We start from the raw sequence: 13,956 nt of genomic DNA on the forward strand, positions 1-13,956 counted from the left end.
GTAAGTGGTTAGGGTTGGAGCCATGACCGAAAGCCTGGAAACGGAGAAACTGACTGTACTCATTGCCGGGGGCAGCAGCCCGGCCGGCATCGCCACCGCGCGCGCCTTGGCGCAGAAGGGCCATCAGGTGCTTTCCGTCGGTTCGGATGCCGATCGGATCGCGTCCGCGGTTGCCGGCATTCCCGGCGCCAGCGGGCTGGTCTGCAACCTTGCGGATTGGGCTGACGTTCAGGCGCTGGCGGACAGTGTGCACCGAGACTTCGGCGCCGTTGACGGGCTGATCCATTTAGTGGGCGGCTGGCGCGGCGGCAAAGGCATTACCGGGCAGAGCGACGAGGACTGGGACTTCCTGCAGCGTAATGTGATCACAACGCTGCGCAACACCAGCCGCACGTTCTACCCGGATCTGCTGGCCTCCCCGACCGGACGGCTGGCCATCGTCTCTTCCACCTCGGTAACCCGTCCGACCGCGGGCAACGCCAACTATGCGATGGCCAAAGCGGCGGCCGAGGCGTGGGTCCAAGCCGTCGCTGATGGGTTCGCTGCGGACCAAAGCCAGGCCGCCGCCGTCGTGCTGGCTGTCAAGGCGCTGGTGGACGATGGCATGCGGGCGGCGGCACCACAGCGTGCTTTTCCCGGGTTTACCGATGTAAAATTACTCGCCGAAGAGATATTGGCCCTCTTCACCCAACCGGCTGCCGGGCTTAACGGCAGCCGCAGAATTCTCTAGAAAAGGTACCGCTTCCCCGTGACTGAGACCGTGAACAGCCAGACTTCCGCCGCCCGCCTGCACGACCCTAACGTGCGCGGGTTCGCCTCGGACAACTACTCCGGGGTGCATCCGGAGGTTCTGCAGGCCCTGGCCGCGGCGAATGACGGTCATCAGGTTTCCTATGGCGAGGATGTGTACACCGCGCGTCTGCAGGAAGTCATGCGCGGCCACTTCGGCGCCGGTGTTGAGGTCTTCCCGGTATTTAATGGCACCGGAGCGAATGTGCTGAGCCTGCAGTCAGTGCTGCCCAGATGGGGTGCGGTTGTCTGTGCCCGTACCGCGCACATCAATATGGACGAGAACGGCGCACCGGAACGCGTCGGCGGCATGAAGCTGCTCAGCGTTGCGACCCCGGACGGCAAGCTCACCCCGGAACTCATTGACCAGGAAGCCTGGGGCTGGGGAGACGAACACCGGGCGCAGCCGCTGGCGGTTTCCATCACGCAGACCACCGAGCTGGGTACCTGTTATACGCCGGAGGAAGTCCGTGCCATTGCCGACCACGTCCACGAACGCGGCATGTTCGTGCACATGGACGGCGCCCGGCTGGCCAACGCCGCGGCCCATCTGGACGTGCCGCTGCGTGCCTTCACCTCCGACGCCGGTGTGGACGTGCTTTCCTTCGGCGGCACCAAAAACGGGCTGCTCTATGGAGAAGCCGTGGTGGCGTTGAACCCGGAGGCAACCAAAGGCCTGCTGTATCTGCGCAAAATGAATATGCAGCTGGCATCCAAGATGCGCTTTATCTCCGCCCAGTTCCTGGCTCTGCTGGAGGGGGATTTGTGGCTGCGTTCGGCCCGGCATGCCAACGCCATGGCAGCACGGCTGCGCGCTGGAGTGGACTCGATCGCCGCCGTCCGGCCCACCCAGGCCACGGAATCCAATGGCGTTTTTGCCGTACTGCCGGAAGGTGCCGCGGACAGGCTGCGCGAATCCTTCCGCTTCTATGACTGGGACGAGGCGGCCCGTGAGGTGCGGTGGATGTGCGCGTTTGACACCACCGAAGCTGACGTGGACGCATTCCTCGCGGCCATCCGCAGCGAACTCGGCTAATCCCCAACTGGGTAGCAGCAGATGCACTCATTTCGCGTTATGCGTGCCTCTGCTGCTACCTAGTTGGGCCGGCGCGGCGGGATACCGGCGCGCCTTCGAGTGATCAGGCTCCGGGCGGCATAGCCTGCCAGTGTGAGCGCCATAGCACAGGTACCCTCAGATTTCCTGACGGCCCTGGGAACCCTGAGGAAAGCCCAATGCCGAAGCGAGCTGCGCTTGGAGGAAATTCCGGCGCCATCGCGGCTGGCACCTTTCGCCGTCGCGCTCGGAGCTGAAGTCACCGGATCCGCCATCGCGGCCGGCCCGGCTGGTGCACCTCTTGGGGTCCCCGGATCCGGCGCTGAACGATCGTTAAAGGCCGTGCACGGCCCGGCCGTCCTGGCCGCCGTCGAGCAGCCGCCGGAGCTGGCAACCGGCCGATTCATCCTCCTGCACGACCCGGAAGGCTCTGACCTCTGGGATGGCACCTTCAGGATCGTGACCTATATCCGGGCCGAACTCGAAGCGGATATCGGCAACGACGCGATGCTCGGCTCCGTCGCGTGGACGTGGCTGGTGGACGCTCTGGACAACAACGCTGCCCCCTACCGTGCCGCGGGCGGCACCGCCACGAGAATCCTGTCGGAAAGCTATGGCAGCCTGGCGGGACGGCCGGATTCGGTTGAAGTGGAACTCCGTGCTTCTTGGACCCCGGCCTCCGCGGACGTCGGCGCCCACCTCCAGGCCTGGTCCGAGATGGTGTGCAGTTTTGCCGGACTCCCCCCGCTGCCCGAGGGAGTCACTGCACTGCCCGGGCAAAGGCTCAACTGACGGTGCAGAAAACGGATGGAAGGCCCCGGAATCCGCGCTCGGTAGACTAGAGGAATCATGACCACCCCGCATACTCAAAACACCCCAGCCAAAAAACGCAGCAGACTCCGCGGCCCCAGAGCTTCGCGGCCGGCTAAGTCCCCGCACACCGAGGAACCGATCGTGGGCACGGCACCCGGTCAGGAGGCCGGCGGCACGGCACCGGGCACCTTGACGCCGGCGGAACTGAGCGCGGAAATTTCGGGGCTGCCCGCCGTCGTCGACCTTGACACTCCGCGGGACGGCGTGCCATTGGTGATCTCGACTCAGGAGGGGCTGGAGCGCTGCGCCGCCGCCCTTGCCGCCGGCACCGGTCCGGCAGGCGTCGACGCGGAGCGGGCCTCCGGTTACCGGTACGGGCAGCGGGCCTTTTTGATCCAAATCCGACGCGAGGGCGCCGGTACCTGGCTGATTGATCCGGAGCCGTTCGATGACCTGAAAATCGTCGACGAAGCGCTGCACGGGGTGGAATGGATCCTGCACGCTGCGAGCCAGGACCTGCCCTGCCTGCTGGAACTGGGAATGTGGCCGGACAGACTCTTTGACACCGAGCTGGCCGCGCGCATTGCCGGGTTGCCCCGGGTCGGCCTGGCGGCGGTGATCGAGCAGTTGCTGGGTTTCGGCCTCGCCAAGGAGCACTCGGCGGCGGACTGGTCCACCCGGCCGCTCCCCGAGCCGTGGCTGCGCTACGCCGCATTGGACGTCGAGGTCCTGTCCGAACTGCGCGATGAACTCATCGAACTGCTGGCGGCCGAGGGAAAGCTCGGTTATGCCCAGGAGGAATTTTCCGCGATCCTGACCAGCGGCGTCGCCCCGCCTCGGGTTGAGCCGTGGCGCCGGACATCAGGGGCGCATCAGCTCCGTGACCGGCACCAGCTGGCCGCCGTGCGGGAGTTGTGGACGGAGCGGGATCAGCTGGCGCAAAAACGCGATGTGGCTCCCGGGCGCCTGATTCCCGATTCGGCCGTTGCCGCCGCCGCCAAGGCGATGCCTGCTACCGTCCCGCAGCTGCTGGCCGTGCCGGGTTTCAACGGCCGCGCCGCCAAAAAAGAAGCGCCCCGCTGGCTCAGGGCAATTTCGACCGCCCGGGATCTTCGGGATCTCCCCCCGCTGCAGCTGCCCACCAATGCTCCCCCGCCGCCGCGGATCTGGCCGGACCGGGATCCTGCTGCCGCAGCACGCCTGGCCACCGCCCGTCCCCGTATTGCCGCACTGTCCGAGGAATTAAGCATCCCGGTCGAGAATCTGCTGACCCCTGACTACCTCCGCCGGACCTGCTGGCGGCCGCCGACCCCGACCAATACCGAAACGGTGTCCGAGCAGCTTGCAGGGCTGGGCGCTCGTCCCTGGCAGGTCAAGCTGCTGGCGCCCCTGCTGGCCGAGGCGTTCCTGCACCCCGACGAGCTGCCCCTCAAAGACAAGGACCAGAAGGACAAGGACCTCAAGGACCTCAAGGACCTCAAAGACAAGGACCTCGAGGAAGCGAAGCACGCAACGGACAAGAACGACGGCGGGTTCCCGACCGACGCCGCCGGCCACTCCGGCGCGGCCTGACCAGTAGTCTGACCAGTAGCCTGACCAGTAGCCGGCGGGCGGAACGGCAGCACGCCGCTTGTTAGCTAAGTTACTCATGAGTAACATGGAAGGTGGCGCCGTCGGCCGTTACGCTGGCGCCGTGCACCATCTGGGATCAGTGCACCATCGTGGAAGCCGGTGCAGCACCGGCATTCGGTGCATGGCAGGACATCCATCCCGACCCGGATTCACAGTCTCGACGAGGAGTATCAGGTGACCCATAACAGGCAAGTAAGGGATGTTGTCTTCGTGGACGGCGTCCGCACGCCCTTCGGTAGGGCCGGCGAAAAGGGCATTTATGCCGGCACCCGGGCCGATGACCTGGTGGTCAAATGCATCCGGGAACTGATGCGCCGCAACCCCTCGTTACCAGCGGCGCGCATTGATGAAGTCTCCATTGCGGCCACCACGCAAACCGGCGATCAGGGCCTGACCATCGGCCGCACCGCCGCGCTGCTGGCCGGATTACCGAAATCGGTCCCGGGCTTCGCGATCGACCGCATGTGTGCCGGCGCCATGACAGCCGTTACGACGACGGCGTCCGGCATCGGTTTCGGCGCCTACGACGTCGTCATCGCCGGCGGCGTGGAGCACATGGGCAACCACCCGATGGGCTCCGGCGCAGATCCCAACCCGCGGTTCATGTCCGAGCGCCTGGTGGATCCTGCGGCACTGAATATGGGCAACACAGCAGAGAATCTGCATGACCGTTTCCCCACCATCACCAAGGACCGCACCGATGCCTTCGCGGTCGGCAGCCAGAATAAGCTCGCCAAGGCCTACCAGGACGGCCTGATTCAGCCGGACTTGGTACCCGTTGCAACGCTCAAGCCCGAAAAGGGCTGGGCGCTGAATACCGTTGATGAACCACCGCGTCCGGGTACCACGGTGGAGGACCTTGCCTCCCTGCGCACTCCCTTCCGTGCCCACGGCCGGGTCACCGCCGGCAACGCCGCCGGTTTGAACGACGGCGCCACAGCGGCCCTGCTGGCCTCGGCCGAGGCGGCGGAGGAACTGGGCCTGACGGTAAAAATGCGGCTGGTCTCCTACGCCTTCGCGGGCGTCGAGCCGGAGGTGATGGGCATCGGCCCGGTCCCGGCGACCGAAAAAGCCCTGAAGATGGCCGGGCTGGGCATCGAGGACATTGGGCTTTTCGAAATCAATGAGGCCTTCGCCGTGCAGGTGTTGTCCTTTCTGGACCACTTCGGCATCGCCGACGAGGACCCCCGCGTCAACCGCTATGGCGGCGCCATCGCCGTGGGGCATCCACTGGCATCCTCCGGTGTGCGCCTGATGAATCAGCTGGCCAGCCAGTTCGAACACGATCACAGCGTCCGCTACGGCATCACCACCATGTGCATCGGTCTGGGCATGGGAGGAACCGTGGTCTGGGAAAACCCGCATTGGGACGGCACCGCCACCGAAGAGGAGAACGCAGCATGAGCGCCCAGGATTACAGCACCCTTACCGGGCTCTTCCCCGATGAAGTGGTCACCCACTCATATCTCCAGGATGTCCAGCTCCCTGCGGTCAATGGCCGTCCCGGCGCCGGCACCTTTGCCCTGATTACACTCGACAACGGTTTGGACCACCGGCGCCCCAGCACCCTTGGACCCAACACGCTGGTGGAGCTCAAGGGTGTGCTGGAGGCCCAGCGGGCCCGGGCAGCGGCAGGGGACATCGTCGGTGTAGGCGTCACCGGCAAGCCGCACTTCCTCGTCGCCGGCGCCGACCTCTCCGCCGTCAAGGGGCTGCATGACCGCGAGGCCGGCGTCCTAATGGCCAGCCTTGGCCACGATGTCTACAGCACTCTGAACGATCTGGGGGTCCCCAGCTTCGTCTTCATCAACGGCGTTGCCCTCGGCGGCGGGCTGGAAATCGCACTGAACGCGAATTACCGGACCGTCTCCACCGGTGCCGGCGCCATTGGTCTGCCGGAGGCGTTCCTGGGGCTGGTGCCCGGCTGGGGCGGAGTCTACCTGCTCCCCCGGCTGATCGGACCGGTTAATGCCGTGAAGGTAATGATCGAGAACGCACTGAGCAGCAACCGCACGCTCAGCGGCGCAGCCGCGTTCAAACTTGGGATCGCCGATGCACTCTTCGAACCGGCCGACTTCGTGGAACAATCCCTCGCCTGGGCCGCCAAGGTCATCAGCGGGGAGGTCACGGTGGACCGGCCCAACGCCGTCTCCGAGCCGCTTTCCGAAGCCAACAGCGCGGCCTGGGATGCCGCCGTCGCCGGTGCCCGGAAGTTTGTCGAAGACGCAACGTCCAATGCCGCCCCCGCTCCGGCCCGCCTCATCGACCTGCTGGAAAAGGGAAAGAACTACAGCAAGGCCGAATCCTTCGCGCAGGAGGATCTGGCGCTGGCGGATTTGATCCAGACGGCGGAGTTCCGCTCCACCGTTTATGCCTTCCTGGATCTGGTGCAAAAGCGCGGCAAACGTCCCGCCGGCGCACCGGATAAAAAACTTGCCCGTCCCGTCACCAAGGTGGGCGTGGTGGGTGCCGGCCTAATGGCCAGCCAGCTCGCCCTGCTCTTCGCCCGGCAGCTCAAGGTCCCGGTGATCATGACGGACATCGACCAGGCCCGCGTGGACAAGGGCGTGGGCTACGTGCACACCGAGGTGGACAAGCTGCTGGCCAAGGGGCGGATCTCCCCCGACGCCGCCAACCGGACCAAGGCGCTGGTCTCCGGTTCCGTCTCCAAGGCTGCCTTCGCGGACGCGGACTTTATCATTGAAGCCGTCTTTGAGGAGCTCAGCGTCAAAAAGCAGGTCTTCGCCGAAGTGGAGGCCGTGGTTTCGGCGACCTGCATCCTCGCCACCAACACCTCGTCGCTCTCCGTCACCGCAATGGCCGAGGACCTGGCACACCCCGAGCGGCTGGTGGGCTTCCACTTCTTCAACCCGGTGGCCCTGATGCCGCTGCTGGAGATTGTCCGCGCCCCGAAGACGGACGACGCCGTGCTGGCCACCGCCTTCGAGACGGCCAAGGCGCTGCGGAAGACGGCGGTCCTGGTCAAGGACGCCGCCGCTTTTGTGGTCAACCGCATCCTGGGCCGGATGTTCGGCGAAATCACCGCTGCCTTTGACGAGGGCACCGATGCTGTCACAGCCGACAACGCGCTGCGTCCGATGGGCCTGCCGATGAGTCCGTTCACGCTGCTGGCGCTGGTGGGGCTGCCGGTGGGCCAGCATGTGCAGGAATCCCTGCATGCGGCCTTTGGGGACCGCTTTTATGTCTCCGCGAACCAGCAGCGGTTAATCGATGCGGGCAAGAAGGGCCTGTGGGAGAAGAACGACGACGGCAGCCAGTTTGTGCCCGAGGAAACGCTGGCTCTGCTGAGCTTGGGCAACTCCCCCTCCAGCAGCGAAGAAGTACTCACCCGCACGCAGGATGCCCTGGCCGACGAGATCGGCCGGATGCTCGCCGAGGGCGTGGTGGCCGGTCCGGAAGACATCGATCTGTGCGTCATTACCGGCGCCGGCTGGCCGATGCATCTGGGCGGCATTACCCCTTATCTTGACCGCGTGGGCGCGTCCGAGCGCGTCAATGGCAAGCTCTTCCACCCGGAACTGGCTGCCTAAGCCCTGGCGCATCCGGGTCTGGCGAATCTGCCGGCCGTGGCCATACCTTAGGGGCCACCGCCGGCGGACCGGCGGGCCCGCGGCACGACGTGGCCGGGCTGTGGGAAATCTCCCAGCCGAAGCTGGCAGACTGGATTCATGGACTCGAGCGCTCCGCTAAACCGCCGCACCCTGCTGAACCATTCCGTCCTCACGGCAGGTGCCGCCGCCGGCTCTATTGCAGCACTGACGGGATGCTCTCCGCAGCAGGGCGCCCCTGCTGCTGCCCAGATGCCGTCGGCCGTCCCCTCTGGCGGCGGAACTCCCGTCCGCGTCGGGCGCCTTGCCGATCTCGCCGTCGGCGCCACCGGCAGCGCAAAGGCCAATAATAAGAACATCGTGCTGTACCGGCCGGACGAAACGTCGGTCCTTGCCTACAGCGCCGTCTGCACGCACGCCGGCTGTACGGTGGCGGCCGCCGGGAAGAAATTTGACTGCCCCTGTCACGGCTCGTCATTCGAGGCCGCGGATGGAACCGTCATTACCGGTCCTGCCCAGCGTCCCCTGGTACCCCTGCAGGCGGCTATCGATGGGGATTGGATCACCGTCTCGCTGTAGCTGCCTGCCTGAGCTCTAGCTGCTTAAGGCAACAATTTCTGCAATATTGTGTTCCGCCGGCCCCGCCGGGATTCAAATCACGTATGCTCACTAGCAACGGCCCTGCCATAGGGGTCAAAGACTGGATTCACCACAGGAGAACAGAACTAGAGACGTTATATTCCGTCTTCAAAGCGTGGAAACGGGTTGGCATCGTGCAATTATCCGTCATTGGTTCCGACGATCTTATCCGTGGGGACGTTCAGGTCCCCAACTCCAAATATCATGCCCATCGGGCCCTGATCCTTGCCTCACTGGCACCTGGCGTCAGCCATATTTCCGGGCTCAGCGACGCCCGGCATGTGGACTATACAGTCTCACTGCTTCGCTCACTCGGCACCCGAATCGAGATCGAGGCAGACACCTTCATTGTCCATGGCGGCCCGTACCACCCCCGCTCGGATGCAGTCTCCGCCGGCAGTTCGGGCAGCACCTTGTATTTCATGGTGGGACTGGTCTCGCTGGCAGACCGCGACGTGACCATCACGGGTCAAAAGTACTTCCAACGCCGCCCCATCGGCCCGTTACTCGCGGCCCTGCGCCAGCTCGGTGTGGACGCCACCTCCCCCACAGACTGCCCGCCGATCCGGGTCAAGGGACGCCGTCCCAGCGGTGGCATAGTGCACATCTCCGGAACGCTCTCGCAATGGGTTTCCGGACTGCTGCTGCTGGCCCCGTTCGCGCTGGATCAAAGCACCGTGGTCATCGACGGGCCACTCAACGAACGCACCTACATTGAGCTCACCGTGCGCATGATGCGCCAATTCGGTCTGCAGGTCGAAGTGTCAGCAGACGGCCGGCGGTACACAATCCCGCCCAACCAGGTCCCGCGGCCCACGGATCTGGTCCTGCCGCCGGACATCGGCTCCGCCGCGTTCGGGCTGGCCGTAGGAGCCCTGCACCCGGCGGACATTTTATTGCGCGGGCTGCGCCAGACCAGCTCCAGCGGGACCGACCACCCCGAGTCCGAACTGCTGGATATCGTCGCGGCGATGGGCCTGCCGATGGACTACGACCAGCAGGCCGACGGGGTCCGGGTGCGGCACCAGGGCCGCCGGATGGGCCCGGTGGATGTGGATTGCCGGACGGTGCCGGACATGCTGCCGGTGCTCTCAGTCATGGCGGCCCTGGCCGATGGCGAAAGCGTCTTCCGGCATGTGGAGCACGTCCGGCTGAAGGAATCAGACCGTGTGGTAGCCATGCTCCAGCTCAACAGCATGGGCGCAGACCTGAGCTTTGACGGCAGCAATTTACGGGTCCGCGGTGTGCCCCGGCTGCACGGCGCCCACCTTTCATCCTTCAATGATCACCGCGTCCTGATGTCCCTGGCCGTCGCAGCGACGGCCGCTGCCGGCAGATCCTCGCTGACGTACCCGAATGCCTACCGGATCTCCTACCCGAAGTTCCTGGCTGCCATGCAGACTCTCGGCCTGGATATGGAGGTGGAGCGGGGCTCCGCACGCGGGCCCGTACTCCGTCATCCCGCCGAACCCGATGCGAAGGAGAGCGCTGCTGCCGAGTCCATGACGGCCTCGGACTGGATCAGGCGCTGGGCCAAAGAGAAACCACATGCGCTGGCCGTGGTGGATGCACGCTGGAATACGACGTCGCACCTGAGCTGGGCGGCCCTTGACAACGAGGTGGATCACGCGGCGGCCGTTTTCCTCAACCTTGGTGTCGCCGCCGGAGACAGAATCGCCGTCCAGCTGCCGAACTGGCGCCAGTTCGTGGTGATCTCCGCAGCGGCGCTGCGGATTGGAGCGGTCATCGCGCCGATCATGCCGATTTTCGGCGACCGTGAAGTTAGCTATGCGCTGCAGCAGTCCGGTGCCAGGGTATTGCTGGTGGCGGATAATTTCCGCGGCCGCCAGCATGCCAGCGAAATTGCCCGGCTGCTCGACCGCAGCGGCCCCGGCACCGATCCTGTCAGTGGGAGTGCCAGTGGCACCGGCACCGGCCCCGGCAACGGCGGGATCTGCGTCGAGCACGTCTTCGTGGTTCATGGGACGGCAGGTGTCCCGCGGCTGATGCCCAACAACACAAATCCGCGGGTGCAGTGGTTACCCTGGCATCACGCCTGGGCGTCCGCCGTCGTCGACCGTGCAGCCCTGGACGCGCGCGCACCAGGTCCCGACGACGCCGCCCAACTGCTGCTGACCTCGGGCACCTCGGGCCGTCCCAAAGGTGTGGTCCATACGCACCGGCGGCTTTCCCGGGCTGCCCTGATGGAAGCGCGCCAGCTGGGCCTGGACGGCACCGATTCCATCTACATCCCGTCCCCGCTGGCGCACCAGACGGGATTCCTCTACGGCATGTGGCTCGCGTTCACCCTCGGCGTGCCGCAGATCCTGCAGAGCGTCTGGAATGCTCCCCGCGCGCTGGAAATTCTGCAGGACTGGGAAGGAACCTTTGTGCAGGCCGCGACGCCCTTTTTGACCGATTTACTACAGGCCGTGGAAGACGGCGGGCCCCGTCCCGAACGCCTGCGTGTCTTCGTGGTGACGGGCGCGGCCGTGCCCCGCGCGCTGGCCGAACGCGCCACCCGCGTGCTCGGGACGGCGGTGTGCGGGGCTTTCGGCACCACCGAGACGGGGCTCGGCGCGCTCACCTCACCGGCGGACCCGCCGTCGAAGGCGTGGGGCACTGACGGCAGGGGACTGACCGGAGTGCAGCTGCGGATTGTCGACGACGACGGGCTGCGGCTGCCGCCGGAGGCGGAGGGGAATCTGGAACTGACCAGCCCGACGGTCTTCGACGGCTATTTGGACCGGCCCGAGCTGGACGCGGAGACATTCAGCGCCGATGGCTGGTACCGTACCGGGGATCTGGCCACCATCGATGACGAGGGCTACCTGCGCATTACCGGCCGCGTGCGCGACATCATTAACCGCGGCGGGGAAAAACTTCCGGTCGCAGACCTCGAACAACTCCTGCACACCCACCCCGGCATTGCCGACGTGGCCATCGTTGCCATGCCGGACGCCCGGCTCGGCGAGCGCGCCTGCGCCTTCGTCCGGCTGGCACCGGGAGCGGAACTGAGCTTCAACGGGCTCCAGCGGTTCCTGCAGCAAAGCGGGGTGAGCAAACATTATTGGCCCGAGCGGCTCGAACCAATAGATGAAATCCCGCGCAACCCGGTGGGCAAGATCCAGAAATTTGTGCTGCGCGAGCGCGCCGCGCATCTGGTCCCCCAGACGCACACGACGAGAAAGGCCAGGGAAAAATGACGGTACGGCAGGCTTCCACCTTGGACGGGCGCGGCAGCGCCGTGCCACAGGAGCTCTACGACAGCCTACTGGCGGAGGTCACGGCCTGGGTCGAGGGGCCCGGCGAGGCCTGGGCCGAAAGGATCGAGGCCAGCGGGACCGTGGAACCGGGACTGCGCGCCGAGCTGAAGAGCAAGGGCTTCCTGGGCCTGGCGGCACCCGTGGAACTGGGCGGACGCGGGCTGAGCTTTACGCAGTGGATGGGGCTGATGGAGGTCTTCTCCCGTTCCCACGCTTCGATCCGGATGATCGTGCATGTGGTCAATGGCACCTGGCGGTCCATGAACCCGCATGCCAGCGCCACCCAGCGGGAAAAGTTCATCGTCCCCTCCGTGGCCGGAGACATCACCGTGGCCTTTACCCTGACCGAACCGGATAACGGAACAGGAGCGGACATCAGCTGCTCCGTTCGCAGAGATGGGGACTTTTACTACCTCACCGGGACCAAGCATCTGATTACGTTCGGCGTGAACTGTGACTATTGGCTGCTCTTCGCCCGGCTGGCCGGCAGCAGCGGCTCAGAAGGCACCGTGGCACTGCTGGTAGACCGCGACGCTGCCGGTGCCACGGTGCAGGACACCTCCAACACCATGGGCGTTCGGGGTACCGATCACGCCCGGCTCACATTCCGTGACACCCCCGTCCCGGTGTCCCAGCGCCTCGGTGCCGAAGGCGACGGCCTGACGATTGCCTTGGGCGGGTTCCTCACGCCGAGCCGGATTTCCGTGGCGATGAGCTGCGTTGGTCTGGCCGAGCGCGCCCAGCAACTCGCCGTCAGCTATGCCCAGCACCGGGTTACCTTCGGGAAGCCGATCTCACAGCGCCAGGCCATCGCGTTCCTGCTCGCCGAAAACGCTGCGGACATCGAAGCGGCGCGGGCCTTGGTCATGCACGCCGCTGCCCAGTGGGAAGCCGGTTCCGCCCGCGCCCCGGCACTGTCCTCGATGGCCAAGCTGACCGCCGTCGACATGCTCACCCGGGTGACCGACAAGGCGCTGCAGGTTCACGGCGGGCTTGGCTATTGGAAATCCCAGCCCATTGAACGGGTCTACCGGGACGCGCGGGCGCAGCGCTTTGAGGAGGGAACCAATGAGATCCAGAAGGCCGTGATCGCCAAGGACCTTCTCAGCCGCGCGGGCCACGGCACGGACCCGGCAGCCCCGGACCCGGCACCGGCGAATGCAGCCGCACCAGACCCAGCATCGGCCAATGCGGGCCGGGCCGCCGATTCGGGCCTGACCGGGGCAGCCCTGTGACCGCCGGTAATGCAGCCGGTGCCGCCGGCAAATACGCCGGGAAGGTGGCACTCATCACCGGGTCTTCACGCGGGATCGGCCGGGCGCTGGCCCTGCAGCTCGCCGCGGAAGGCGCCAGCGTGGTGATCAACTATCGGAAAAACGCCGATCTGGCCGACGCCGTCGTTGCCGAAGCCAAGGCCGCCGGCGGAGATGGCATCGCAGTCCAGGCGGACGTTGAAAATCCCGAAGACATCATCCGGCTCTTCGACGCGGTGGATGCCGCCTATGGGCGGCTGGACTTCTTCATCAACAACGCCGCTGCGTCGGCGTTCAAGAAGCTGCTGGATCTGAAGACCCATCACCTGGACCGTTCCTATGCCATGAACGTCCGGCCTTTTGTGCTGGGCGCACAGGAAGCGGTCAAGCTGATGGACCAGGGCGGCCGGATCGTTGCCGTCAGCAGCTACGGCAGCATGCGCGGATTCGCCACCTACGCCGCGCTCGGCTCCTACAAGGCGGCGGTGGAGTCCTTTATCCGGTACATGGCGGTGGAATTTGCCGGCTACGGCATCAATGTCAACGGCGTCAACGGCGGCCTGATTGACTCCGACTCGCTGGAGTATTTCTACAGCATGCCGGGCATGGCACCGATGGAGCGGGTACTGGAAACCATTCCGCTGCGCCGACCCGGCACCGTGGCGGATATGGCCAACGCCGTCGAATTCCTGCTTTCCCCCAACTCCGCGTACATCACCGGGCAAATCCTGGTGGTGGACGGCGGCATGACAGTGGCGGCGGCGCCGTACTATCACCAAACAACGGACCCGGTGAGTCTGCCTGAGCGTCCCACCCGCCGCTGAGCGCGCCCATCTCTTAGCGGCTTCCAGCCCGGATCGGAAAGCCGTAGGACGACCGCGCTGGCACACCTGGCTTGAGCCGGGCAATCCATGGCACCGGCGCGTACCCTGTCCTCCCGG

The 13,956-nt window shown here is 65.7% G+C and carries 10 protein-coding genes; all 10 read left to right on the forward strand.

The genetic code is table 11. The annotated features are described in order from the left end of the window. The first annotated feature begins 22 nt into the window (after nt 1-22). Nucleotides 23-730 (forward strand): SDR family oxidoreductase, encoded by a 708-nt coding sequence (locus IV500_RS15185; RefSeq protein ID WP_196397652.1) that lies wholly within the window; start codon nt 23-25, stop codon nt 728-730. Between the two features lie 18 nt (nt 731-748). After that, the gene (locus IV500_RS15190; RefSeq protein WP_196397653.1) at nt 749-1,825 is read left to right on the forward strand and encodes a threonine aldolase family protein; all 1,077 of its coding nucleotides are present in this window, start codon (nt 749-751) and stop codon (nt 1,823-1,825) included. 132 nt (nt 1,826-1,957) lie between these two features. Next, entirely contained in the window at nt 1,958-2,635 is a 678-nt protein-coding gene (locus tag IV500_RS15195) for a DUF3000 domain-containing protein (protein ID WP_196397654.1), read from the forward strand. A 57-nt stretch (nt 2,636-2,692) separates the two neighbouring features. After that, on the forward strand, nt 2,693-4,228 hold the full coding sequence (locus IV500_RS15200) for an HRDC domain-containing protein (protein ID WP_196397655.1): 1,536 nt from the start codon (nt 2,693-2,695) through the stop codon (nt 4,226-4,228). A gap of 234 nt (nt 4,229-4,462) precedes the next feature. Beyond that, a complete protein-coding gene (locus tag IV500_RS15205) occupies nt 4,463-5,692 on the forward strand; it encodes a thiolase family protein (RefSeq protein WP_196397656.1) in 1,230 nt (409 codons plus the stop codon). Beyond that, the gene (locus IV500_RS15210; RefSeq protein ID WP_196397657.1) at nt 5,689-7,839 is read left to right on the forward strand and encodes a 3-hydroxyacyl-CoA dehydrogenase NAD-binding domain-containing protein; all 2,151 of its coding nucleotides are present in this window, start codon (nt 5,689-5,691) and stop codon (nt 7,837-7,839) included. The genes IV500_RS15205 and IV500_RS15210 overlap by 4 nt, the downstream gene beginning before the upstream one ends. Nucleotides 7,840-7,977: 138 nt before the next feature. Continuing rightward, nucleotides 7,978-8,436 (forward strand): QcrA and Rieske domain-containing protein, encoded by a 459-nt coding sequence (locus IV500_RS15215; protein ID WP_196397658.1) that lies wholly within the window; start codon nt 7,978-7,980, stop codon nt 8,434-8,436. Between the two features lie 194 nt (nt 8,437-8,630). Beyond that, nucleotides 8,631-11,702 carry a 3-phosphoshikimate 1-carboxyvinyltransferase gene (gene aroA / locus IV500_RS15220; protein ID WP_312875946.1) on the forward strand — a complete coding sequence of 1,024 codons (3,072 nt, stop codon included), beginning with the start codon at nt 8,631-8,633 and terminating at the stop codon, nt 11,700-11,702. Then, nucleotides 11,699-12,997: an acyl-CoA dehydrogenase family protein gene (locus tag IV500_RS15225; protein ID WP_196397660.1), complete on the forward strand. Its 1,299-nt coding sequence runs from the start codon at nt 11,699-11,701 to the stop codon at nt 12,995-12,997. The genes aroA and IV500_RS15225 overlap by 4 nt, the downstream gene beginning before the upstream one ends. After that, nucleotides 12,994-13,839, forward strand: a complete 846-nt coding sequence (locus tag IV500_RS15230; RefSeq protein ID WP_196397661.1) for an SDR family oxidoreductase — start codon at nt 12,994-12,996, stop codon at nt 13,837-13,839. The genes IV500_RS15225 and IV500_RS15230 overlap by 4 nt, the downstream gene beginning before the upstream one ends. The last annotated feature ends 117 nt before the right edge of the window (nt 13,840-13,956 follow it).

It is taken from the genome of Arthrobacter terrae (assembly GCF_015708085.1).
Classification (GTDB): Bacteria; Actinomycetota; Actinomycetes; order Actinomycetales; family Micrococcaceae; genus Arthrobacter_M; species Arthrobacter_M terrae.

Coding starts and splice junctions, on each gene's coding strand:
- IV500_RS15185 (WP_196397652.1), top strand. CDS start 23: ATGACCGAAAGCCTGGAAACGGAGAAACTGACTGTACTCATTGCCGGG.
- IV500_RS15200 (WP_196397655.1), top strand. CDS start 2,693: ATGACCACCCCGCATACTCAAAACACCCCAGCCAAAAAACGCAGCAGA.
- IV500_RS15210 (WP_196397657.1), top strand. CDS start 5,689: ATGAGCGCCCAGGATTACAGCACCCTTACCGGGCTCTTCCCCGATGAA.
- IV500_RS15215 (WP_196397658.1), top strand. CDS start 7,978: ATGGACTCGAGCGCTCCGCTAAACCGCCGCACCCTGCTGAACCATTCC.
- IV500_RS15225 (WP_196397660.1), top strand. CDS start 11,699: ATGACGGTACGGCAGGCTTCCACCTTGGACGGGCGCGGCAGCGCCGTG.